Annotated in this window: 26 protein-coding genes; 12 read left to right on the top strand and 14 right to left on the bottom strand. The window is 57.7% G+C overall.

Features of this window, described 5'->3' with window-relative positions; translation table 11 throughout:
- Positions 1-626 precede the first annotated feature (626 nt).
- Positions 627-1,442: a hypothetical protein gene (locus HMPREF2651_RS08805; protein WP_049181217.1), complete on the top strand. Its 816-nt coding sequence runs from the start codon at positions 627-629 to the stop codon at positions 1,440-1,442.
- A 38-nt stretch (positions 1,443-1,480) separates the two neighbouring features.
- On the opposite strand, the gene HMPREF2651_RS11180 is transcribed toward HMPREF2651_RS08805, so the two are convergent.
- Positions 1,481-1,603, bottom strand: coding sequence for a hypothetical protein (locus HMPREF2651_RS11180; protein ID WP_255463556.1), 123 nt, complete (start codon positions 1,601-1,603; stop codon positions 1,481-1,483).
- Positions 1,604-1,727: 124 nt separating this feature from the next.
- On the bottom strand, positions 1,728-2,990 hold the full coding sequence (locus HMPREF2651_RS08795) for an aminotransferase class I/II-fold pyridoxal phosphate-dependent enzyme (protein ID WP_070559946.1): 1,263 nt from the start codon (positions 2,988-2,990) through the stop codon (positions 1,728-1,730).
- Between HMPREF2651_RS08795 and HMPREF2651_RS08790 the strand changes: the two genes are divergently transcribed.
- Positions 2,989-4,362 carry an aminotransferase-like domain-containing protein gene (locus HMPREF2651_RS08790; RefSeq protein ID WP_070586031.1) on the top strand — a complete coding sequence of 458 codons (1,374 nt, stop codon included), beginning with the start codon at positions 2,989-2,991 and terminating at the stop codon, positions 4,360-4,362. The two genes, HMPREF2651_RS08795 and HMPREF2651_RS08790, sit on opposite strands and share 2 nt — an antisense overlap.
- A gap of 24 nt (positions 4,363-4,386) precedes the next feature.
- Here HMPREF2651_RS08790 and HMPREF2651_RS08785 read toward each other — a convergent pair whose 3' ends face one another.
- Positions 4,387-4,803 (bottom strand): iron chaperone, encoded by a 417-nt coding sequence (locus HMPREF2651_RS08785; RefSeq protein WP_038627139.1) that lies wholly within the window; start codon positions 4,801-4,803, stop codon positions 4,387-4,389.
- 59 nt (positions 4,804-4,862) lie between these two features.
- Here HMPREF2651_RS08785 and HMPREF2651_RS08780 point away from each other — a divergent pair, with 59 nt between their 5' ends.
- Positions 4,863-6,245, top strand: a complete 1,383-nt coding sequence (locus HMPREF2651_RS08780; protein ID WP_049181218.1) for a DHA2 family efflux MFS transporter permease subunit — start codon at positions 4,863-4,865, stop codon at positions 6,243-6,245.
- On the opposite strand, the gene HMPREF2651_RS08775 is transcribed toward HMPREF2651_RS08780, so the two are convergent.
- Both HMPREF2651_RS08775 and HMPREF2651_RS08770 read right to left on the bottom strand, forming a co-directional pair.
- A complete protein-coding gene (locus HMPREF2651_RS08775) occupies positions 6,229-6,921 on the bottom strand; it encodes an AAA family ATPase (protein ID WP_049181219.1) in 693 nt (230 codons plus the stop codon). The genes HMPREF2651_RS08780 and HMPREF2651_RS08775 overlap by 17 nt on opposite strands.
- A complete protein-coding gene (locus HMPREF2651_RS08770) occupies positions 6,918-7,931 on the bottom strand; it encodes an App1 family protein (RefSeq protein WP_049181221.1) in 1,014 nt (337 codons plus the stop codon). The genes HMPREF2651_RS08775 and HMPREF2651_RS08770 overlap by 4 nt, the downstream gene beginning before the upstream one ends.
- Positions 7,932-8,024: 93 nt before the next feature.
- Here HMPREF2651_RS08770 and HMPREF2651_RS08765 point away from each other — a divergent pair, with 93 nt between their 5' ends.
- Positions 8,025-8,351 (top strand): transglycosylase family protein, encoded by a 327-nt coding sequence (locus tag HMPREF2651_RS08765; protein ID WP_005511827.1) that lies wholly within the window; start codon positions 8,025-8,027, stop codon positions 8,349-8,351.
- On the opposite strand, the gene HMPREF2651_RS08760 is transcribed toward HMPREF2651_RS08765, so the two are convergent.
- Positions 8,348-9,577: an HNH endonuclease signature motif containing protein gene (locus HMPREF2651_RS08760; RefSeq protein ID WP_049181222.1), complete on the bottom strand. Its 1,230-nt coding sequence runs from the start codon at positions 9,575-9,577 to the stop codon at positions 8,348-8,350. The two genes, HMPREF2651_RS08765 and HMPREF2651_RS08760, sit on opposite strands and share 4 nt — an antisense overlap.
- A gap of 281 nt (positions 9,578-9,858) precedes the next feature.
- On the opposite strand from HMPREF2651_RS08760, the gene HMPREF2651_RS08755 reads away from it, so the two are divergent.
- Together HMPREF2651_RS08755 and HMPREF2651_RS11245 are read left to right on the top strand one after the other, a co-directional pair.
- Positions 9,859-10,293: a GNAT family N-acetyltransferase gene (locus HMPREF2651_RS08755; RefSeq protein WP_311199634.1), complete on the top strand. Its 435-nt coding sequence runs from the start codon at positions 9,859-9,861 to the stop codon at positions 10,291-10,293.
- The gene (locus HMPREF2651_RS11245) at positions 10,215-10,379 is read left to right on the top strand and encodes a GNAT family N-acetyltransferase (RefSeq protein ID WP_311199636.1); all 165 of its coding nucleotides are present in this window, start codon (positions 10,215-10,217) and stop codon (positions 10,377-10,379) included. Before HMPREF2651_RS08755 ends, HMPREF2651_RS11245 begins: the two co-directional genes overlap by 79 nt.
- Here HMPREF2651_RS11245 and HMPREF2651_RS08750 read toward each other — a convergent pair.
- Positions 10,336-11,289: an NAD(P)-binding domain-containing protein gene (locus HMPREF2651_RS08750; protein ID WP_049181223.1), complete on the bottom strand. Its 954-nt coding sequence runs from the start codon at positions 11,287-11,289 to the stop codon at positions 10,336-10,338. The genes HMPREF2651_RS11245 and HMPREF2651_RS08750 overlap by 44 nt on opposite strands.
- Before the next feature lie 54 nt (positions 11,290-11,343).
- Here HMPREF2651_RS08750 and HMPREF2651_RS08745 point away from each other — a divergent pair, with 54 nt between their 5' ends.
- Positions 11,344-12,327, top strand: coding sequence for an LLM class oxidoreductase (locus tag HMPREF2651_RS08745; RefSeq protein WP_016421769.1), 984 nt, complete (start codon positions 11,344-11,346; stop codon positions 12,325-12,327).
- Here the strand turns inward: HMPREF2651_RS08745 and HMPREF2651_RS08740 are convergent.
- The gene (locus HMPREF2651_RS08740) at positions 12,311-13,348 is read right to left on the bottom strand and encodes an aldo/keto reductase (RefSeq protein WP_016421770.1); all 1,038 of its coding nucleotides are present in this window, start codon (positions 13,346-13,348) and stop codon (positions 12,311-12,313) included. The genes HMPREF2651_RS08745 and HMPREF2651_RS08740 overlap by 17 nt on opposite strands.
- A gap of 146 nt (positions 13,349-13,494) precedes the next feature.
- Between HMPREF2651_RS08740 and HMPREF2651_RS08735 the strand changes: the two genes are divergently transcribed.
- Both HMPREF2651_RS08735 and HMPREF2651_RS08730 read left to right on the top strand, forming a co-directional pair.
- A complete protein-coding gene (locus tag HMPREF2651_RS08735; RefSeq protein ID WP_049181224.1) occupies positions 13,495-14,823 on the top strand; it encodes a PepSY-associated TM helix domain-containing protein in 1,329 nt (442 codons plus the stop codon).
- A gap of 78 nt (positions 14,824-14,901) precedes the next feature.
- Entirely contained in the window at positions 14,902-15,402 is a 501-nt protein-coding gene (locus tag HMPREF2651_RS08730; RefSeq protein WP_049181225.1) for a hypothetical protein, read from the top strand.
- A 29-nt stretch (positions 15,403-15,431) separates the two neighbouring features.
- Here the strand turns inward: HMPREF2651_RS08730 and HMPREF2651_RS08725 are convergent, their stop codons facing one another.
- Entirely contained in the window at positions 15,432-15,767 is a 336-nt protein-coding gene (locus HMPREF2651_RS08725; protein WP_038627166.1) for a type II toxin-antitoxin system HicB family antitoxin, read from the bottom strand.
- Between the two features lie 2 nt (positions 15,768-15,769).
- The gene (locus HMPREF2651_RS11240; protein WP_316247734.1) at positions 15,770-16,123 is read right to left on the bottom strand and encodes a hypothetical protein; all 354 of its coding nucleotides are present in this window, start codon (positions 16,121-16,123) and stop codon (positions 15,770-15,772) included.
- A 38-nt stretch (positions 16,124-16,161) separates the two neighbouring features.
- On the opposite strand from HMPREF2651_RS11240, the gene HMPREF2651_RS08715 reads away from it, so the two are divergent.
- Complete coding sequence (locus tag HMPREF2651_RS08715) at positions 16,162-16,497, top strand: YciI family protein (protein WP_038627170.1); 336 nt, start codon at positions 16,162-16,164, stop codon at positions 16,495-16,497.
- 13 nt (positions 16,498-16,510) lie between these two features.
- Here the strand turns inward: HMPREF2651_RS08715 and HMPREF2651_RS08710 are convergent, their stop codons facing one another.
- Entirely contained in the window at positions 16,511-17,362 is an 852-nt protein-coding gene (locus HMPREF2651_RS08710; protein ID WP_038627172.1) for an SDR family NAD(P)-dependent oxidoreductase, read from the bottom strand.
- A complete protein-coding gene (locus HMPREF2651_RS08705; protein WP_038627174.1) occupies positions 17,359-18,576 on the bottom strand; it encodes a saccharopine dehydrogenase family protein in 1,218 nt (405 codons plus the stop codon). The genes HMPREF2651_RS08710 and HMPREF2651_RS08705 overlap by 4 nt, the downstream gene beginning before the upstream one ends.
- Before the next feature lie 106 nt (positions 18,577-18,682).
- On the opposite strand from HMPREF2651_RS08705, the gene HMPREF2651_RS08700 reads away from it, so the two are divergent.
- Together HMPREF2651_RS08700 and HMPREF2651_RS08695 are read left to right on the top strand one after the other, a co-directional pair.
- Positions 18,683-19,891 carry an MFS transporter gene (locus HMPREF2651_RS08700; protein ID WP_049181226.1) on the top strand — a complete coding sequence of 403 codons (1,209 nt, stop codon included), beginning with the start codon at positions 18,683-18,685 and terminating at the stop codon, positions 19,889-19,891.
- 183 nt (positions 19,892-20,074) lie between these two features.
- Positions 20,075-21,313 (top strand): Fic family protein, encoded by a 1,239-nt coding sequence (locus HMPREF2651_RS08695; protein WP_239393049.1) that lies wholly within the window; start codon positions 20,075-20,077, stop codon positions 21,311-21,313.
- On the opposite strand, the gene HMPREF2651_RS08690 is transcribed toward HMPREF2651_RS08695, so the two are convergent.
- Entirely contained in the window at positions 21,304-21,690 is a 387-nt protein-coding gene (locus tag HMPREF2651_RS08690) for a Rieske (2Fe-2S) protein (protein WP_016421777.1), read from the bottom strand. The two genes, HMPREF2651_RS08695 and HMPREF2651_RS08690, sit on opposite strands and share 10 nt — an antisense overlap.
- Positions 21,691-21,720: 30 nt before the next feature.
- Positions 21,721-22,443 carry a YggS family pyridoxal phosphate-dependent enzyme gene (locus HMPREF2651_RS08685; RefSeq protein ID WP_038627181.1) on the bottom strand — a complete coding sequence of 241 codons (723 nt, stop codon included), beginning with the start codon at positions 22,441-22,443 and terminating at the stop codon, positions 21,721-21,723.
- Between the last annotated feature and the right edge of the window lie 61 nt (positions 22,444-22,504).

The following is a 22,504-nucleotide window of genomic DNA, read 5'->3' as shown; positions in this document are numbered from 1 at the left end:
GTGGCATGCGGACACACTTTTCTTTACTTAACCCGGGCTTGGGTTGAAGCAGAGGCGGATGCTGAGCTGAGGTTGTTGGCTTGTCCTTTAACCCTCCCTTAACCCTGTCCGGCACTTATGGCCAGGTTTCGGGGACTTGTCGATGTATTTCTCTCACTTATCGATGGATTCTCCTGACTTATCGATGGTTTTTCGGCACTTATGCGCACGCTGTGGGCCAGGCTCTCTCACTTGTCGATGCGCTATTCACTTGTGGACACGCTACAGCGCATCGATAGGTGAATAGCGTGGCCACAAGTCGTCGGATGTGTCGGCCATCTAGCATTGCAGCCAGCTCGCGAGAAGGGAAGTATAAATCTCGAAAACTGATTTTGTATTGAAAGTGGAAGAAAACACGAATAGTTTTGAGATGTGCATGAGGGCAGTCGGCCCCCCATCTGCGACATTGGTATAGCGGTGTTCAGTCATGAATTTGGCTCACGGCCATATTTTAACGATCATTTGGTACCTGTTTATATCGTGAAAAATCAACTCAAGAATGTGTAAGAAATATTAAGAGAGAGAGCTTGCATGGTGAGGAATCTTCTTCCGAGGAAAGCCTGTCCGTTCATAGTCGGAAGGTAAGCATGAAAATTATATTTAGAGCAATTCTGGTTACCGCAATTATTCTTGAAGTAGTTCTTATCCTTCTTATGAATGTGGTATCTGGTTTGCCGGATTGGGTATTCCTGTTACCACTTGCCGTTGTAGTTGCGGCTCTTCTCTTACTGTTTGGAGGTATGCGGCAAGACTATCTCAGAAATGGTAGGTCATGGGCTGCTTCGCTGTCCGAGACGTCAAAGAATTTTGGCGTACCTCGAAAAATACTAGCGCTACTTGTTTCGGAAGTTAGCTCACTGATAGCTGCTTTTACATTCTTTAGACTTCAGAAAAATGTCGACAGTGAAGTCAGATCCTTTACTGTGCACAAAAATCTTCGAACTGTTGTTTTTATGGTATTAGCGCTGAGCATTGTAGAAATCGGCATAGTGCATTTCGCTATTTCTAATACATTTTGGCGATATTTCTTGCTGGTAATTAGCGTTTATGCAGTAGTTCTTCTATCCGGGTTTTACGTAACTGTTCGAGACCAACCACATCTCATAACACCGCAGGGACTAGTACTGCGAATTGGACGGAGGCTTACTTGCGAAATTCCATGGTCACACCTGCGTCAGACGAGCTCCGTAACGGCAGGCGAAGGAGGGGACGTAGCAATTGACGAGGATGGCAATCTCAGGGTGCCTGTTTTGAGTGAAGTGAACGTTAGGCTAGAAGTGGATTCGCCAGTCGTGGCAGAAGATCTTTACAAGGGGCTAATGATGGTTTCCTCGATTGAGATATACTGCGACGACAAAGACGCATTCCTCCGTAATCTCGCTGAGGAAAGGAATGCGCATTAAATGCTTGACAGCTTCCAGGTCCGGCAACCAACCCCGACCTATCGCCAGAACTTGGTCATCCCGCGCTTGTCTTCCATGTTGAACTCAATCATCTTGGTTTGCAGGTCCAGCGGCGTGGACTCGGCCTTGCCGTCCTTTGGCCAGGGGAAGCGGACCATCATTTTGCCGTAGGAGAGGCCGCGGGCATCGAACTCGTCGGCGAACTTTTCAATACCTGCGCGGGTCGAAGATGGACGGCCATTATTGATGAGGATGCCCTGGCGGATTTAGCGATGTAGGTGGGGGCTAGCGCTTAGCGTACTTCTCCAGGTGAGCTGCGAAGCGAGCGGCGAAATGTTCCATTGTCTCGACCTCAGGAAGAAAAGTAATCCGGACATATGTCCCGCCTTTCACATTGAAAGCGCTGCCTTGGACGATGTGAATGTGTTCTGCTTCCAGAAACGAGAGAACGAAGTCCTCATCCTTATCAATTTCGTAAATATTGCCGTCTAGTCGAATGAAAATGTACAGCGCCCCTTGCGGCTCGATGAACGAGATTCCGGGAATCTTGCTGAGTGCTGTAGTGGCAGCAACTTTTTGTTCGAAGAGGCGGCCACCGGGTCGTACTAAATTGTCGATGCTGTGTTCTTTGCCCAGCACGGCAGCAATCGCGTGCTGGGCCGGAATTGAGGCGCACATCCGCATTGAGGCCAGTAGTCGAATTCCTTTAAACAGGGTGTCCTGTTCGCGAAATCCAGTTGCAGTCACCCATCCAGCTCTCAATCCGGCCAAGCGATGCGTCTTGGAAAGGCCGGAGAACGTTAAGCAGGGGACATCCTGCGCTAGGCAAGCTGTTGGAGTGAATGAGGCTCCAGGGTACACAATGCGGTCGTAGATTTCGTCGGAAAGCAGCACTAGATTGTGCTCACGTGCGAGCTGGGCAATCTGGGAGAGAGTCTCCGGTGAGTAGATGGTGCCTGTGGGATTGTTTGGATTGATGATGACAATCGCCCGAGTTTTGGCTGTGATGGACTCGCGTATGTCATCGACGTCTGGCTGCCAATTATTTTCTTCTAGGCAGGGATAGTGCACGGGGACTCCGCCGGCGAGGGTGGTGGATGCGGTCCAGAGTGGATAGTCGGGTGAGGGGATGAGGATCTCATCACCGTCGTTGATGAGAGCTTGTAGACATAGGTTTACCAGCTCCGAGACACCATTTCCGACGAGAACGTGATCGCTATCGAGGGCGGGGAAGTCCTCATTCTGCGAGTAGTAGTCCACGACAGTCTGACGGGTGTCACTCAGGCCGAGGGAATTTGAGTATCCAGAAGTTTCCTCGAGGCCACGGTGCATAGCGGAAAGTACCTCTGCAGATGGCCGGAAGCCGAATGGGGCAGGATTTCCGACATTGAGGGGAATGACCTTTACGCCCTGACGCTGTAGCTCGTCGGCCTTGTCCTGAATTGGTCCGCGCAGGTCATAGAGAACATTGTCGAGGTGATGCGAAAAATGGATTGGGCAGGATAGCACTGCGCGCTTCGATACGATAGCGCTACTATGTATATTCATGGTTAACAGTAGCACGTCTATGTTGGTCGGCGAGCTGGAAACGTGGATTGCGCAACACAAAGCCGGAGAAAAGCTGCCATCCAGCCGTGAAATAACACGGTCGTATTCGGTTAGCCCGGTGACAGTGCGAAACGCTATCCACGAACTGGCTACCCGCGGACTGGTGGAAGTGCGAGTCGGCGTGGGGGTATTCGTCAGGCATCGCCAACAACTCCCACGGGCGGACTTTAGCTGGCAAGTCGGAGCGCTGGGACCTCAGCCCAATACCGGAAGGGTTCTGGCCGCCACCCAGAGAGCTTCCACCGATGAGGCAATCAGTCTGCATTCCGGTTATCCGGATGAATCTCTGCTGCCAACGAACTTGGTACGAAGAGCGCTTACCAGAGTCAGTAAATCGCACGATGCCTATCGACGAGCACCGGTGCGGGGGATGGCAGAACTGCGGCAGTGGTTTGCTTCGCAACTGGTACGGGCAAATGAGCGCGATGTGGTTATTGTTCCAGGCACACAGAGCGGGCTCGGTGCCATTTTTCGTGCCATTTCACCGAAGGAACTCATCATTGAGTCGCCTTCATATTGGGGTGCAATCCTGGCTGCTCGGCAGGCTGGGATTTCTCTGCTACCAGTGGAAAGTGATGATGAGGGGCCAATCCCCGAGAGTCTGGAGAGGCTGCTACGAACGAGTTCTGCACGAGCTTTTTATGGTCAACCCACGTTCGGTAACCCTCATGGGAAACGGTGGTCGACAGCTCGTCGTAAAACAATTATTGAAATCATAAGAGCGTTCAACGCTTTCCTCATTGAGGACGATTGGGCACATGATTTCGCATTCGACGCACCTGATGTTCCGATAGCGGCGGATGATGCCGAAGGGCATGTCATCTATCTGCGATCGCTGACAAAGGTGATTTCGCCTGCAGTTCGGGTAGGGGCAGTAATTGCCAAGGGGCCGGTTCTTCAGCGGATACTCGCAGAAGTTTCAGCCGAAGCGTTGTACACCAGTGGAATTCTGCAGGCCGTGGCGCTGGACGTCGTCAAGCAAAGTGCGTACGCGACGCACCTCAAAAATATGCAGGTCGCACTACGACAGCGACGAAATGATTTGCTTGAAGCTTTATCCAGATATGCGCCGTCGGTGGAAACTCCACACGTGCCTCAAGGAGGACTCAACTTGTGGTGCAGGCTTCCCGATGGCATAGACCCCCAAGAGGTTGCCGAACGTTGCGAAGGACGCGGACTGATAGTTGCGCCAGGACGGGACTGGTTTCCCTCCGAGGAAATCGGCCCGTATTTACGCCTGAACTTCGCGGGTCCCCATCCCGAGAGATTTGTTGATGCAGCGATGATTCTGGACAGCGTGGTTTCGGGCTAGCCACTAAATTCGACGGAGACCTTCCTACCGCCAAAACGTGGTCATGCCACGCTTGTCCTCCATGTTGAACTCGATCATCTTGGCAAGCAGGTCCAGCGGCATGGACTCGGCCTTGCCGTCCTTTGGCCAGGGGAAGCGGACCATCATTTTGCCGTAGGAGAGGCCGCGGGCATCGAACTCGTCGGCGAACTTTTCAATACCTGCGCGCTCCGGGGCAATCGCCATGTGCTTCTTGGCGTAGGAGAAGCCGATAATGAACGTGCCATCAAGGGTGAACATCGGCTGGCTCCAGGCGATTCGAACGCCCAGTTCAGGATACTTTTCGTGGACCCACTCGAGCACCTCGAGAGCCACCGCGCGCTGCATGTCATCATCTACGCGCGAGAGGTGGTCGGCGAAGAACTCGGCGATGGTTTCGTCGGTCATATGCTGAACAGCCATGGTCTGGATTTTACTGTGCCATCAACTAACAACCGAGCCATCAACTAACATGACTCCGAGTGGCTACAGATTTGAATACTCAGTTTGATCCCAAAAAGGCGTGGCCAGCGCTGTGGACCGTATTGCTCGGCTTCTTCATGATTCTGGTCGACGCCACCATTGTCACCGTTGGTATTAACACCATCCAGCATGAACTGGGCGGTGAGCTCAACCAGGTCATGTGGGTGACCAGCGGTTATTTGCTGGCCTATGCTGTGCCGTTGCTTATTACTGGCAGGCTCGGTGACCTCTGGGGAGTCAAGCACACCTATGTAGCGGGCCTGGTTATCTTCGTGTTGGCGTCGCTGGCGTGTGGGTTGGCGCCGTCGTTAAGCATGCTGATCATTGCCCGCGTGGTGCAGGGACTGGGGGCCGCGCTGCTGACACCGCAGACGATGGCGCTGATTACGCAGATGTTTCCACCGGCGCACCGCGGTGCGGCGATGGGGCTGTGGGGCGCGGCGGCCGGAATTGCCTCGCTGACGGGGCCGCTGGCTGGTGGCGTGTTGATTGAGCTGCTGAGTTGGCGCTGGATTTTCCTCATTAATGTGCCGATTGGCGTGGTCGGGCTCGTTTTTGCGTTCCGCTATCTGCCGACCTTTGAGACGCACCGCAACAAGATTGACTATCTGGGCGTCGTGCTCAGCGCGATTGGTATGTTCCTGCTGGTCTTCGGCATTCAGGAGGGGGAGAGTGCCGGCTGGTCCGGTTGGATCTGGGCACTGATTGCCGCCGGTGTGGTGATTCTTGGCCTGTTTACGGTCTGGGAGGCCAAGACCACGGCCGAACCGCTGATGCCGCTGTCCCTTTTTAAGGATCGCAACTTCACCGTCTCCTCGTTGGCCATTGCCGTGATGGGCGCGCTGGTGGTCGCGGTTGGTTTCCCAATCATCCTCTTCGCCCAGAATGCTCGCGACCTATCGACCATCCAAGCCTCACTACTGCTCGTGCCGCAGGCGCTGATTTCCGGTGTCATGGCACCGTGGACTGGGCGAATGCTGGATCGGCTGAAGTTCCGCGAGTTCGCGCTGATCGGTTTTGGGTCCTCGCTGGTGGGCATGCTCGGGTTTCACTACCTCATCCACGAGGACCTCTCCGTGCTGTGGCTGCTACTGCCGGGCGCTGCATTCGGTGTGGCCAACGCATTTATTTGGGGCACGCTGTCGACGGCCGCGACCCGCAACATTGACCCGATCCTCGCCGGTGCTGCCTCCGGTGTGTACAACACCATCCGCCAGATCGGCAGTGTGCTGGGTAGTGCGCTGATTGCCACCGTCATGGCGGCGGCGCTCAGCAGCAACCGTGGCGACTTCATCACCGCCATGAGTGACGCCATGTGGCTACCGGTGGCGCTGTCGGCCGTGGGCGTCGTGGCATCGCTGGGGCTTAAGAATCCGAAGTAAAACGCTCCACCATGTAGTCCGCGATGCCGACGGGATCGGCTAGGAAATCCCTGGTCGCTCGTACCGCGAGGGTGTCTTCGAAGTGGGTGGTGTCGGCGTCGTCAAGCGAAATGATCGTTGCTTCCGGTGCGGCGAGCAGGATGGGGGAATGCGTCGCCATGATAATCTGTGCGCCGGCTTCTGCAAGCGCGCCGAGACGGCCGAGGAGTTCAAGCTGGCGCAGTACCGACAGTCCGGCCTCGGGTTCGTCGAGGAAGATCAGTGATTCAGCACCGAAGCGACGTTTGGCCAGCGCCATGATGGATTGGCCGTGACTCATCTGGGTGAGGTCCGCCATGCCGTCACCGCCGGGGAGGCTGCCGATCGATGCGTAGAAACGCGCGAGGTTCAGGTGCGCGTCGCCGCGAAAGAAGAACGTATCCGGGGGATTGCGCTTGGTCAGCGCGAGCGGAATCGGAGAGGTGCGCTCCTGCGTTTTAAACCGCGAGCCGCCGTCCGTGTCGACCCCCATCGCCGACGCCAACGCCTCCAGCACCGTCGACTTTCCCTTGCCGTTTTCGCCGGTCAAGATGGTAATCGGCGTGGTGAAGGCCATGGGGAAGGGCAACGCGAGCTTTACGACGTAAGCCGGGAGCTCGGCATCATCGTGAATACGGGCCTGGCGGAGGTAGATCATGGTTGCGGCAGTTGGTCGATTTGTTTGAGCAGCTTAAAGCCGTGGGCACCCTCGATGAATGGAACCTCCTTGTTCTCCAGTTTTTCAATTGGCACTGCGGTGCCGTGGGAGAGCACGTGCTCGCTGGGAGTGAGGTTGCGGATTGCGATTGCCGCGACCTTATCCGGATGCTCCGCCGCGGCTGTGCCGTAGATGAGCGGGTCGTATTGGCCGTCATCACCGACGAGAATCCAGTTGATTTCGGGGAAGTCAATAAACAGGTCCCGCAGTCGCACCTTCTTATGTTCCTTGCCCGAGCGGAACAGGCCAGTGGGCGTTGGCCCCCAATCGGTGAGCAGTAGCGGGCCCTTCGGCAGGTTGTTGCGGTGCAGGAACTTTTTTAGTGTGCCGAAGGTGTTCCATGCGCCGGTGGAAAGGTAGATGACGGGAACGTCCGTGTCCTCATCGGTTTTGCTCGCGTAACGACGGCGAAGTTGCGCATAGAACTCGCTGAAGCCAGCGACGGCTTTGCGCTCGTCTGTCTCTTTGACCCAGGAGTTGTAGGCGGCGATGAGGGTGCGCGGCAGCATGGTGACCAAAACAGTGTCATCAATATCGGAGACGATGCCGTATTTGGTTTCCGGGGAGAGGATGAGGGCCTCTGCGGGAGTGTCGTTGATGGTGATCTCGTGCCAGCCGGGTTCGAGGCCGTGATTCCGAATCAGCACCTCGATGTAGCCGTTGCTATCCGCGGTGGTTTCCACCGTGCGATTGCCGGCAGTGATGGTGACGGGAAAGTCCGCGAGTTCGACGGTAAAGAACTGCCAAAACCCGCGTTTTTTGTTTCGTTCTTCGTCTCGTTTTTTGGCCGGATCCTTCATAAGGACACGGCCGAGTACGCGAACGCGCTCTGCATTTCCGTACCCGGTGAATCCGATGATTTCCGGTTCCCAACCAGCGTTTTTGGAACGCTTGGCGGCCAGCGCGTTGATTCTTCTCTCGGTTTTGCGGACGACATCTGCCACGGACATGCTTTCCAGGATACGGGTTGACAGGGTGGGGGAGGGTGCGCGTAGGTTGGTCGGCCAAGAGAAAAGTCAACCCTTTAGGAGTGTTCTCTGCTTATGCGTTTTTCCGGTAAGTTCATCGCATCCGCCGCCGTGGCAGCAGGCATGATTGCTGCCCCGACCGCCGCCGCTAACGCTGCATCAGTCAGCGCCTGGGATCAGGTTGCGGCATGTGAGTCCGGCGGAAACTGGCAGACCAATACCGGTAACGGCTACTACGGCGGACTGCAGTTCTCGCAGCAGACCTGGAGCGGCCACGGCGGTGACCAGTACGCACCAACGGCTGACCAGGCCACCAAGGAGCAGCAGATTGAGATTGGCGAGCGCGTGCTTGCCTCCCAGGGTGCTGGCGCATGGCCGAACTGCGGTGGCCCGCTGGGTTAATCCTCCCCATCATCAAAGACTAGATCTGGCACCGCCGCGAATGACAGCCACCACTTCATGTAGTGGTCATGGCGTGCTTTCGTCTTCTGAGTAGCGCGCTTGTCAAACGTCTGTCGCCCGAACCCGGCTAACGGTCCGGCCGGGACGGTCGCCGCGGTAACGCCGTCGGCAGAGGACCACACCTCTGAGCCGTCCTCATAAGCCGTGATATCCCAGAGCTTGTGGGTTTTCAGGTTGTGGTGCTTCCGGCATAGGCAGTGCAGATTCTGTGTGTCGGTGGGGCCACCGGCTTCGGGGTCTTCCTGGTTGTACGGTGCGATATGGTCAATATCGCACTTGTACGCTGGGACTTCGCAGCCGGGGAAGCGACACGTGCCGTCACGACCGTGAACGCGGGCGACCTGCGCTGGGGTTGGGCGGTAACCATTGGTGGCGCTGTCTGCTGAGAGGCGGACATGCGTCACCTTTTGCATCCACTCTTCCGTGACCAGCGCGCCGAGCCAGCCGGCGCCGTCCAGCCAGGCGTCATCACTGTGGTGCTCGCGGAAAACATTGAGCACAACCTCCGCATCGGTGCGTTGGTGGATTAGTTCCACAAATGCATCCGCCTGCGTCATTTCTTCATTCGCGCGGAAGACCGTTTCAATTGCGCACATGGCGAAATAGGCGCGGTCCGGGCGCAGCGTGAGAATGATTTGGGAGTAGCTGTCGGGACGTTCCACCAGAGTTACCGATTCCGTATCGGTAATAGTGGGAATTGTGCCGTCGGCGCGAGCACGGTCATCCAAGTCCGCAGCAATATCACCAATTTTGGTAGTGAGCGTGCGAGGTCCGATCATTGCTTGACGACGTTTCCGTGGCGTGACCAATGCCAGAATTTTCTTTTCCGCATCGGGTATTTGATCAGGCTCGATGCCGACCACGCCATGTGCAATGATGCCGAGTTGCCGCACAGATAATGCGCAGCTTTCCCGGGCGTAGGCCGCTAGCTGAGGCATTTTCTCCAGCAATAGGCCAATGTCACAGATACGCAGTGCTTCACTGCGGGTGATTCCCAGGCGAACGCTGATGCGAGCGGCATGGTTTTCAACGTCATCATCGCCTGCAGGGCAGCAGGCTTCAATCAACTCAAGGTGGGTGCGGTTGGTAGCCCGCGCGAGTGCTGAGAGCTCATCTTCGGGATTCTCATGAGCCCAATATGGTTCGGGTACTTGTTCGGACTTCATTGGATCCCCCTGGTGTTCCAATGGTTGTCGGTTTTCTTTCGAACTTACTTGCTATCGTACAGGTGCCGTTCTGCTTTGTAAAGAGAAATGATGAGAGATTTTGAATGGTTTTTGTAGATGTCGGCTGACCATAAAAGCGTTTGCTACCAGGTTGTTTGCGGGTGACGTATGGAGGGTTGCGGAAAAATATAAATAAAACACCCGTTCGAAACCGGAAGCTTGATAATCTCGCATCTATAAAGGCGGAGTGCAGAAACCAGCGCAGAAAACGGGGCAAAACCATGATTATTCGGCAAGCAACGCGGGAGGACGCCGAGGCAATCGCGGAGATTTACAACGAGGCCGTGATCAACACCGTCGCCATCTGGAACGATGACACGGTCAGCGTGGAGAATCGCATTGCATGGATGGAGGTGCACTGGGACAAGGATTACCCGGTTTTCGTCGCCACGCTTGACGACGAAGTCGCTGGAGATGCCACCTTTAGTGACTTTCGTGACTTCGACGGGTTTCGGTACACAGTGGAAAACTCCATCTATGTACATCCGAGCTTTCAGGGCCGGGGCATTGGCGGGACGCTTCTACAGGTGACCATTGATGCTGCTCGTGAGGCGGGAAGCACGTTTTGGTGGCAGCGATCGACGGCAGCAACGAGGGGTCGATTGCGCTGCACGAAAAGTATGGTTTCCAGCGTGTTGGGCTATTGCCTCAGGTAGGGACAAAGAACGGGCGTTGGTTGGACATGATGTTGATGCAGATCATGCTGACAGTCGAGCAGCCACCCGCTCAGCCGCGCGCTTAGCGAAGGGGCCAACACCCATAATCGTGGCTGCACCGGGGCCAACCCAGTCGCCGTAGCCGACGAACTCGATGAGGTCGGAGTCGACGCTGCGGAAGGGGCTGAGCGCGGGGCGGAAACCGGTGCACCAAATGAGGTGGTCCGCGTGGACGTCGTCAAGCGAAGAGAACATGGGTGTCCAGGTGAGGGCACCGGAGTCGCGGGCTTTGCGGACGGACGGCAGGACAACGATGTCGCCGATACTGTCGGAGGGGCCGGGGTCGAGTTCGCCACGTGCGATGGCGAGTGCTCGCTGACGGTTGCGTTCGAACAGGACGCGACCGTCGACGTCGTCGGGCATCCAGCGCGGTTCGTGGCGGGTGAACCAGGTGGTGTCGATACCGGAAAGTATCAGTTCAGCGGCGATTTGGGCGCCGGAGTTCGCCGCGCCGACAACGGCAACGCGGGAGCCTTCGAATGGCTCGGGGCCTGGGTAATTGGCCGAATGCCACTGTTTTGCGGAGGTCGTGCCGGGGTAGTGGGGGACGAAGGGGCGGTTGCCGGTGGCGGCGATGAGTTGGTGGGACTCGAAGTCTCCGGCATCGCTGGTGAGGTGGAAGGTGCCGTCGTGGGTGACGTGGGTAACGTTAACCGGGCGCTGAACGCGCAGTTCGTAGCGCTTTTCGTAGGAGCTGAGGTAATCAATCACATGGGAAGCGGGCGGGAAGCCGTCATAATCGGGCATCTGGATGCCCGGAAGGTTGGAGAAACCCGGGGTGGAAAAGAGCGTCATTGAGGGCCAGACATTGCGCCAGGAGCCGCCGGGAGCCGACTGATTGTCCAGAATGAGCGGATCAATGTCGTGTTTGTGCAGGTAGTAGGCGGTAGCGAGGGCAGCTTGGCCGCCTCCGACGATGATGGCATCCTCAAGCATGGTCCCAGTTTAACTGCGAGTGCCGTGGCTCAAGCTGTACTACCGTTAAACACCATGAGCTCGCTGTTTGATCTTTCGGACAAGCCCATTGACGAACTACCCGGTTACCAGCGCACATTCGCGCCGGGCCGACTCACTGTGGGTCTCAGCCTGCCCATCGAACAGGACGCCGAAGCCGAACCCAAGGACGTGCTGAGCAATCAGATTCGGCTGATTCAGAAAGCCGAACGCGCAGGCATCGCGGCAGTGTGGGCGCGCGACATCCCGCTGCGTGTGGAAACATTCGGCGACGTCGGCCAGGTCTACGACCCCTGGATGTACCTCAGCTACATCGCCGCACACACCACCGACATAGCGCTCGGCACCGGCGCAATCGTTGTGCCTTTTCAGCATCCGTTGGTGATGGCTAAGCGCGCGGCCACGCTGGACAGGCTTTCCGACGGCCGTTTCCTCTTCGGCGTTGCCACCGGCGATCGACCCGAGGAGTTCCCCGCCTTTAACCAGGACAAAGGCAAGCGCGGTGAGCGTTTCCGCGAGCATATCGAGGTCTATGAAAAGGCCCTCAGCACCAGTGACCGGCCTATCCGGTGGTCCGAGGGCAAGATGGGCGGATCCGATGTGGTGCCCAAGCCGCTGGCACGCCGAGTTCCGCTGTTGGCCACCGGCTCCTGTCAGCAGAGCCTGGAGTGGAAGGCCGCGCATACCGACGGGTGGTTCATGTACCACAAGGGTTTGGAAATGCAGAAGAAGAACATCGCCAACTGGCAGGAAGCGGTGGCACAAGAGTGTGGTGAGGACGTGTTCAAACCCTTCCTGGAATCACTGTGGATCGACCTGCATGAAGACCCCGACGCGCTCGCGCAGGGTGGCCACTTCGGGTACCGCCTTGGCCGCAACAAGCTCATCGAACTGCTGCACTCCCAGCGACAGCTCGGCATCAATCACGTCAGCATCAACTTCCGCACCTCTAAACGGGATGCGGAAGAACAGATTGATGAGCTGATTGAGTATGTGCTGCCGGCTATACAGACTCCGTAGCGCCCTGCCACTGATTGATTCCGCGGTCGACGGCCCACTTGTCGATCTCCGCGAGTTCTTCATCGCTAAACGGCGCAGCGTCCAGGGCGCCGAGGCTGTTTTTCAGCTGTTCCACCGACGATGCCCCAATTAGGGCGGAGGTCACTTCGTCACGGCGGAGAACCCACGAGATGGCCATCTGTGCCAGGGACTGGCCTCGTCGTAAAGCAATGGCGTTGAGCTCACGGATGGCGGTGAGCGTGTCGTCGTTGAGGAACCCCGAGTTCATCTTGTGCGCGCCGAGACGCGAGGACTCCGGCACGCCATCCAGATATCGGTCGGTGAGAAGACCCTGCGCAAGCGCGGAAAAGGCGATGACGCCCATGCCTTCGTCGGCGCAGGTCTCCAGCAATTCGTCCTCGATCCAACGGTTGAACATGGAGTAGCTCGGCTGGTGAATAGTCAACGGAGTGCCCAGCTCACGCGCGATTTTCTGCGCACGGCGAGTGAGCTCGGGGGAGTAGGAGCTCACGCCGACGTAGAGCGCGCGTCCCGAGCGGACGAGGAAGTCGAGGGCGGCGACGGTTTCCTCGATAGGCGTATCCGGGTCGGGCCGGTGGTGGTAGAAAATGTCCACATAATCCAGGCCCATGCGCTTCAGCGAGGCATCGCAGCTGGCCACGAGGTATTTCCGCGAGCCGCCGAAGCCGTAGGGGCCATCCTGCATGTACCAACCGGCCTTGGAGGAAATGATCATTTCATCGCGGTAGGGAGCGAAATCCTTGGCCATGATGCGACCGAAATTCGCCTCCGCAGAGCCCTGTGGTGGGCCGTAATTGTTGGCGAGATCGAAGTGCGTGACGCCGTGGTCGAACGCGGTGCGCAGGATTTCACGCTGCGTCTCGAGCGGCCGGTCATCACCAAAGTTATGCCAAAGTCCCAGCGTAATGGCTGGAAGCTTTAGCCCCGTGTCGCCGGAGCGGTTGTACGGCATCGTTTCATAGCGGTTGTCATTGGCGTGGTACACGTCTGGATAAGCCATGTGTTCGAGGGTACGCGGGCTTTACGACGAATAGTTGCGCACGAGGTGGCCTTCAACGGGGCGCGTGGCCAAATGGTTACCCCTGGAAGTTAATAAAAGTGAGCTTGCTGGGGAACAAGTGAGACGGTTCGTCCGACTAATAGAGCATGACTTCAATAGCCACAGGCGATGCCGCTGGAACGCCAGCCGCAAACCCCGTCGCACAGACTCAGAAAAATGGTGGACCACGAGCATTACTGCACCGAATCCATGTCGTTGCAGGCATCCTCGTTGCGCCGCTACTCGTTATTGCAGCTATCACAGGCGTGGCATATGCCCTCGCTCCGAGCATAGAAAAGGTGGTTTACCACGAAGAACTAACTGCAACTTCAAGCCTTCCCGCACAGCCTCTGGAAAAGCAGGTTGAGGTCGCGCAGCGCGTGCATCCTGAGCTGCCGGTGACCGCAGTGCAGGTCCCGGAAAAGCCGGGGCAGACAACGCGAGTCATGTTCAATGATGAGCAGTTGAAGTCGGAGTCCTACCGACATGCGGTGTTCGTCGACCCAGGCGACTTGAGCATCAAGGGTGACCTGGTGCAATACGGTTCCTCGGCGGCGCTGCCACTGCGGGCCTGGATCTCGGAAGGGCACCGCAGGCTCTGGATTGATAGCAACTTTGGTCGCCTCTACTCTGAGACAGCAGCATCCTGGATGGGCGCACTGGCTATTGGTGGCCTCTGGCTCTGGTGGGACCGTTCGCGCCGCAAGCGGACACAGGGAACAAGTAAGAGGGCGCATCATATGCGTCGTCACGCGAATGTTGGTGTGGCGGTCAGCGTTGGACTTTTGTTCCTGACCGTCACCGGCCTGACGTGGTCGTGGGTGGCTGGAACCGGCATCGCAAAGCTACGTGAGACGATGGACTGGTACGCGCCGAAACCAGCTGTGACTGCGACTGCTCCAGCGAATTATGAATGGTCAGAGGCGGATAGTGTTATGAACCTCGCACGTGCCGAGGGGCTGTCCGGGAAAGTCGAACTGACACCACCGGAAGCTGGCACAGTGTGGATGGCCAAGGAAGCCCGCGAGGAATGGCGGATGGGCATTGAGACCGTCACCGTTGACGGGTCGACCGGAGCGATGGTTGACCGGATTCATTTTGCGGACTGGCCGCTGCCGGCAAAGCTGACCGAATGGCTGATTAACGCGCACATGGGAATCCTGTTCGGGTGGGTGAATCAGCTGGTCCTGGCACTGATCGGTGTTGCTCTGCTGGCGATGATTGTGCGCGGCTACGCCATGTGGTTTGGGCGCGGTCGCGGTGGTCGTCCGGGCAGATTCCCGGCGCCAACGCGCTGGCGAGATATTCGCCCGGGTGTCGCAGCGGCTGTTGTGGCGCTGTTGATTGCCTACTCGGTAGTTGCACCACTGTTCGGTGTGACGCTCGTTGGCTTCGTGATTATTGATTGGGCCTGGCGGAAGCTCCGGAGAGGTTAGTGTAGGTTCTGTCGCCTTCGGGTTCCCTGTACCTAACGGCGTAGTAAGACCCACAGAAACACTCAGAAGGGTAAACGCATGACGAAGTACTGGAATCACAACGGCAGTATCTACAAAGACGACGGCCAGGAAGATTGGTGCGTTTATAACCCGTCTTTGCGTGATTGGGAGCGCACCCCGCGTGCTAAGGAAGCCTACGACAAGGCAGGCCAAGCCCCGTTCGACCCCATCACCGAGCAGCAGGCACTCGTCGATATTGCAGAGCAGCAGGAACGCTACAACAAAAAGATTCAGGACAAAATCAAGGATCTGCGCGCGAAAATGAAGGCTGTCGGTGCGCAGGCCAGACAGGCTGCTGAACAGCTGTACCCAACCTTTGCCGAGCAATCTGCCGCATACCGCGAGGGCGCGCAGGCCTACAACGAGGGCAAATCTTGGCGCGATAACCCGCATGCCCCCGAGTCAGGTCTAGCCGCCCCGTGGCGCATGGGGTTCAATACCCGCAAGCAGCAGGTAGCGGAGATCAGGGCACAGCGAGCCGCCACTGCGAAACAGGAATTGGCGAAAGAACAAAACTAGGCCCTGCCCGCAAAACGCCCGATCAAAACCTATGCAGCGCCTGCGAGTGTCTGCGCTACGTAAGTATTGAGCGAGACTCCTTCGCGGGCAGCTGCCATTGCCAGTTTCCGGTGCAGTGAACTGGGGATTCGGACGTTGAATCGCCCCGAGTAGGAACGGTGACCGAAGGGCTCTGGGACTGCTTCATCGGAGGCTTCCATATCCATAAGAACCTCAGTAACGAGGTCTCGAAGTTTTTGTTCCGCTTCCGACGAGTTTTCAGCTACCCACGACAGTGAAGGAAACTCCAGTACCGTCGCCACATATTCTTGATCAGGTTCTGACCAGAAGACCTGGTAGGTGTACTTTTCAGCAGGATAAGACATTGTTATTTTCCTTCGAGTAGAAGTTTGTCGATGGCGGCTAGTACTTGATTGACCTGGTAGGGCTTAGCTTTCCCATTTCGGTTTTGAATGTTGACTCGAGGGTCGCCGCGCCACGGTGTTTTGTATGTTTCATGATCGCCCCCGCGCGAAGGGCGTCGTTCGAAGTAAAAGTCGCAGACCTTCTTCAGATCTTGGTAAGAAACGTTGGCGTTTGAAGCGCGCATAGATGTAAGAATTTTTTCTATTTTGTCCCCCACATCTTTGATAGTACCACCTGTAGTACCACCCCGGTCAAAGGGTAACCAGCGACCAAAGCCAAAATTCCCCAAAAATTCCCCAATGCCAACCCCATCCAATCTGTTACACTTAGCAAAACGAAACTCAGGAGCTTGGTGTGCAGTACTTTTTCACGGTCCATGGCCGCAGAGATATCAACGCGTATGACTCTGATGAGGAAATGCACGCTGCCTTTGAACGAATCGGACGCTTCAATCAGAAGCTGCAGGACGAAGGCCACTGGGTTATGTCCGGCGGGCTGGTTCCGCCAGAGGATGCCATGACGGTGCTGCCGGATGGTTCACATAGCGATTTGCCGTATTACAACGCGATGACGTTCCCGTCGGCTTTTTGGATTGTCCAAGTCGCAGATGAGCAAGAGGCTATCAACCTAGCCCACGAAGCTGCGGAGGCGTGTGCGCAGGCCGTCGAGATGCGCGCTATCGCTGAATAGCACGCCGATTAACTCACCGCAGCCCGTGCACCCGGCGCATGATGGTCAACATCGCTTGCGTCGGGATCCGCCGCATGAAGGGCACCGCCACGCTTGCCGACGACCCCCGCGCCACCAGGGCCAAGGGTCGTTCGGCGGCCACCTCGCGCATCACTACCTCCGCAATCTCGGAAGCGGGAATGCCCCCTTCCTCGTTGGCATTCAACTTCGTCAGCATGCGGTGGACATCAGCAGCGTAAACGGAACCCTCATCGCTATATGTCGTCCGACGTGCAGAAATACCGGTGTTTATGGAACCCGGCTCGACAACGGTCACGCCGATACCGAACTGCGCGACTTCACCGCGCAGCGAGAGTCCAAAGCCGCGGATAGCGGCCTTGGTCGCCACGTAGGAAGAACGGTAGGACAGCGGTAACCCGCCGAGCATCGAGCCCACCAGCACAATTCGGCCACGACCGGCCTCACGCATGCCGGGCAGCAGCTGTTGTAACAGCTCCACCTGCCCCAGAACATTGACCTGGAAGAGACGCTCAAGCGCCTCGCGGGGTAGCTCCTCGAAAGCGCCCGACTGGCTCTCACCGGCGTTGGCGACGACGACGTCGTAAGGCCCGTGAGCGACCACAGCGGCGATATCGTCAGCGCTGGACATGTCGAGCGCCACCATCTGCACGCCCTCGGGGTGCGGCGCATCGGCGCCTCTGCGGGACGTGCCAACGACCTCGAAACCGGCCTTGACCAGTGCCTCCGCGCATGCCCAGCCGATGCCGGAGGAAGCGCCGGTCACTAACGCACGGCCACCACCTACACTCGGCAGCTTCGGTCCGCGGGTGAGATTCGCAAAAGCACCGGTCAGGCCACCAATCATCGAGCCTGCACCGTCTCAATGGTCATGCCGCCAGCGCGGAGACGGCGGGACAGGGCGTCGCCAAGCGCGACAGTAGGAGTGAGCACGCCAGTGGTGTCCGGCAGATCGTCGTGGACGAGCGCGAGGGCGGCGCTGGAAATCATAATCGCGGTGCCTGTGTACCCTGGGTCTTCCTCAAGGGACACCTTGGAACGCCAGTGAATGCCGGAGGTATCGACGGTGTAGGCCTCGATGGTGAAGCGGCCCTCGGCCTGTGCTTCAGCGCTCGGGCCCTCGCCCGGCTTCGGTAGTTTTTTATCAATGAGCTTGGCCGTCGGCCCAAATGCCATCGCCGCCAGCGCCAACCTGCAGACAGCTGCGAAAGCATTCGCGCGCACGAAAGCCCTCGGACCGCGGCCGACATTGAGTAGTTCGCGGTAGCGGAAGGAATCACCGTAATCCGCCAGCATCGCTGAGCGCTGAACAATGCGGGTGTTGAAAGGCGACATGAAGAAGGGGGCTCGCCAGTGGCTGCGGAAGCGCGCCGGGCGCAGGTCGACGCCGAACTTACCCTGGTCGGGTCCCGGCTCAGCCAGCGCGTACTGATCGGCGATGATGCGACGCAGCTTGGGATCCTTCTTGGCCTGTTCAAGCTGAACGCGGACCGAATCGATAGTGCCGCCGGAGACGCCACCCTTGACGTGCTTGAACAGCAGGGTTGTCTCACCGAGCTTGGTGTGAGCTGCTTCGTGGAGCTCGCGGACAGCGACGTCGGAGGGAATCGAGTCGAAGCCGCAGGAGTGAACAATTTTAGCTCCGGTCTGCTGCGCTACCTCGTGGTTGTTTGCAATGGAGTCGTGGACGAACAGCACCTCGCCACACAGGTCGACGTAGTGAGTACCGGCCTTGGCACACTCGGCCACCAGGGTGCGGCCGTACTTTGCGTACGGTCCAACAAGGGTCAACACCACCTTTGTGCTGGCAGCAAGCTGTGCCACCGCCTGCTGGTCGGCGGCATCCGCAACAATGACCGGCCAGTCCGATACGCCTGCGTTCTCCGCGACGTCGGCAAGCTTCTGAGCATTCCTACCTGCGAGCGCCACCTTTGTCTGACCGGCGTGTTTAGCCAGATAGTCCACAATCAAGCGGCCCACGAAACCCGTGGCACCGTAGACGACAATGTCGTACTCGCGGTCGTGATTGCGACCCTGTGGCTGTGCGGAAGAAGTAGTCATGCCTACGAAACTAATAAAACGAAAGCGATACCGCGGGCGAATTAAAAAGGTTTTTTGGTTTGGTGTATTCAGCGAGGGGTTTGGAGGGAGGGCTAACGTAGGACAAGTGACTAGCGCTAACGAAAACCCCGAACAGATCGAAGGACTGCGGCCAGAAGATCCCGGATTCCGCCGCGCGCTTATCGCTGTGCTTTTCGCCGGCCTGGCATCGTTCCAAGCGCTCTACGCAACGCAGGCGCTACTGCCCACGCTTTCCGACGAGCTATCGGTCGACCCAGCCACCGCCGCACTGACGGTATCCGCCACCACCGGTGGTCTGGCCTGTGCGATTATCCCGGTGTCCATATTGTCCGAACGCTTTGGACGCAGGCGCGTAATCGTCATCAGCGCATTTGTGGCAACGCTGCTGGGGCTCGTGGTGTCAATCGCGCCGGGCATCGGTTCGATGATTGCGCTGCGCCTGCTGCAGGGCATTGTCATTGCCGGTGTTCCCGCAGTGGCTATGGCCTATGTCAGTGAGGAAGTCCACGCCGACCACGTCAGTCGCGTGATGGGGCTGTATATCTCGGGCACGACGGTCGGTGGTCTGCTCGGCCGTATTATTCCGTCCATTGTGCTGGAGTTCGCCTCTTGGCGGATGGCGATTGCGGTCTCAGCGACGGTGGCGTTTGTTTTCGCCATTCTGACCTGGTACTTCCTGCCGCAACAGCGTAGGTTCCAGCCGAAGCAGCTGTCGTTTGCAGGGGAGGGGCAGGCCATAGCGCGGCACTTGCGCGACCCGCGCATTCTCGCGCTGTGCGCCCTGGCGTTCCTGTTTATGGGGTCGTTTGTCTCTCTGTACAACTACCTGGGCTTCCGACTGGGCGATAAGTTCGGGCTCTCCCCGGCACTGGCAGGGTTCGTATTTATTCTCTACCTGTCGGGCACGTGGTCGTCGGCACGCGCGGGCGTGTGGGCGAAGACGGTGAGCCGCCGTCGCCTCATCGCCATTGCGACTCTGGCCGCGTGCGTGGGCTTGGGGCTGGCGCTGCTGCCGTGGCTGCCCACATTGGTTGTGGGCGTGCTTGTATTCACGGCATCGTTCTTCGTGGCGCACTCGCTGTCCTCGTCCGGCGTGGGGCTGGTGGCGCAGCGCGACCGCGCCGAGGCGTCATCGATGTACCTGTTCAGCTACTATGCGGGTTCGTCCATTGTCGGTTGGGTATCCGGGATGGTGTTCAGCCGCTTTGAGTGGGCAGGGCTGATTCCGTGGCTGGTGGCGCTGTCCTTCGTCGCGGGCGCGTGTGCTGTGGCGGGGCTGAAGCCGCGGCGGTAGGGGCAATATCGGCAACATAGCGCATTTAGGCACCGCGTAAAGAACCCTTAATGTAAAAAACAGTGATTTTTTACATTAAGGGTTAGTTTTTAGGGCACTATATGTAAAAAGCATCATGTAAAGAACGCCGGGGAAAGAAGGGAGCTCGCCGTGAAGCACTATCCGCTTAAGAGGATCTTCCACATGTCCGCACATGATGCGGAACAGACATTGGAAGGCGAATACCAGTCACGCAAAGACTCCCCGTCGACGATTCAGTGGCACTTTCCGCTGGGGCAGTGGCCGCTCTTTTGCTGCATTACAAGCGATCTCGCGGCCAAGATTGAAAAGATTCTGTCTCTAGAGCTACAGATCTCACAGTTGTGGAATCGCCTGCCGGATGCCGCGCGGACTCACTATCTTTTCAATCTGCTCCTGACCGAGGTGGTAGCCACCAATGAAATTGAGGGAATTCACTCCACACGGCGAGAAGTCGCGGAGGCGTTGGACAACACTTCGGGAACCCAGCACAAGCGCTTCCATGAATTCAGTCAGCTCTATTTCCGGTTGGCCAACGATGAGCGGATTGAGTTTCCGACAACGCTCACAGAAATCCGTCAGCAGTACGATCAGCTTCTCGGCGATGAGATTGCCGCCGAAGATGAGTTAGACGGTGAACTCTTCAGGGCAGCAACGGTCACGATTACCGATGGGCAACAACAGGTTCATCGAGGTGTTGAAAGCGAAGCTGCCATTCACCAACTCCTCAATGAGTTCCTGGCAACGGTGAATTCCGCAGAGGACAATCGGCTGATTCGAATCTTGGCAAGCCATTTCATGTTCGAATTCGTTCACCCGTTTTATGACGGCAACGGCCGGATGGGACGTTTTCTACTGTCCGTGGCTTTGCGGGAGGCACTCTCGACCTCAACTGCGCTGACTATTTCCCGCCAACTCGCTGAGGATAAAGCGAAGTATTACAAGGCTTTTACCACTACGGAAGACCCAATGAACCGGGGAGAAGTCACTTTCTTCGTCGAGGCGATGGCTGATGTCATTCTGAATGCACAGCAGTATTTGCTGGAAGAGCTGCAGATGAAGTCTTACCAGTGCGAAAGGCTTGAACAGCGGATAGCTGAGCTATCTAACTCGCCCGAGCGGGTGCTGCCTGTGTCGCTTACAGGAAACGAGATTGGCACGCTATACGTCCTGGCACAGGTTCGGTTGTTCGGGCCCGAATATGGAATCAAGCTCGAACACGTCGCTGACACCGTCGGCAAGGAAAAGCGGACAGCGCGAAAGTATCTCGCCGAGTTAGAGGCGGCAGGATTGGCAATGCCCACGAGCCGCCGCCCGCTGCGATTCCAGCTGGCACCGGCGGGACTAGATCTCTTAGGCCTTGAACCCGCCGACCATGAATCTGCTTCCGGAATCTACTTCTGACCCACAATCAGCTCAGTGCCATCGGCCGACAGCGGAGCCTGGCCAGCGGGCTTACGTGAGGGGCCAGAAACAACCTGACCAGTAGCAATATCAAAGTGGGAGTTGTGGTTCGGGCAAATCATCACACCATTGCTGACCTCAGTGATGCGACCATTCTGGTGCGGGCACGAACTGGAGAAAGCGGCGAACTTGCCCTCCTCCGGCTGCGTGACGACGTAATTGCCGATAACCACACCGCCGCCAACCGGAATGTCGGCAGCGTCAACTTTCTCCACCGCAGACTTTGGTGCACAAGCGGCTACGAGTGCGCCAGCTGCAGTGGCGGCAGTTCCCAGGAGGAAACGACGACGGGAGCACGGGGAGACATCAGAACTCATGGCACTGAGATTACCTTCATTTGATTACCTTTATTTTTTATACGAGCGTTCACCGAAGATAGCGCGTCCCACACGCACGGTGGTCGCTCCCTCGGCGATGGCTTCGCGGTAGTCGCCGGACATACCCATCGACAGTTCGTCGAGGCTGACGCCCTCCGGCAAATCCCCGAGCAGACTGTCGCGCAGATCGCGCAGCTCCGCGAAGGTCTCGCGGACATTCGGGTCATTCTGGGCCGCGATGGTCATAAACCCGCGCAGGCGCAGGTTCGGGTACTCGCCATCGGGGCCGAACATGCGGACAAACTCCGCTGCGTGGCTCGGCGCCAGGCCCGACTTCTGCGGCTCGCGGGAGACATTGACCTGAATCAGCACATCAAGTGTGCGCTCGGAATCAGCCAAGTGGCGCTGCAGCGCTCCGGCCACCTTCGGTCGGTCCAGCGCCTGAAACTCATCAGCACAGCTGACTAAATGGCCTGCCTTATTCGTCTGCAGTGGACCAATGATGGCCATATGTGGTGCTTTCTCGCCGAAGGCCTCCCGGAATACCTCCGCCTTGGCCACCGCTTCCTGGACGCGGTTTTCCGCCAGGCCAGCGCAGCCGGCTGCCGCGAGCTCCGGCCAGGATTCCACCAGGGCGTCGACAGGCACAGTCTTGCTGACGGGCAGCAGACGGACCTCGGAGGGCTGACGCCCGGCTCGTCGGCAAGCGTCGTCGATCTCGGAGCGAACCTTGCGATAGTTTTCCACGAACATACCTCCCACTCTAAGGCCTGAGTAGGAAGAACTGTGCGGTAGTGTCGAATCATGCTCATGG

This window comes from Corynebacterium sp. HMSC063A05, assembly GCF_001809695.1.
Taxonomy (GTDB): domain Bacteria; phylum Actinomycetota; class Actinomycetes; order Mycobacteriales; family Mycobacteriaceae; genus Corynebacterium; species Corynebacterium amycolatum.
This window is presented reverse-complemented; position numbering and strand designations above follow the sequence as displayed.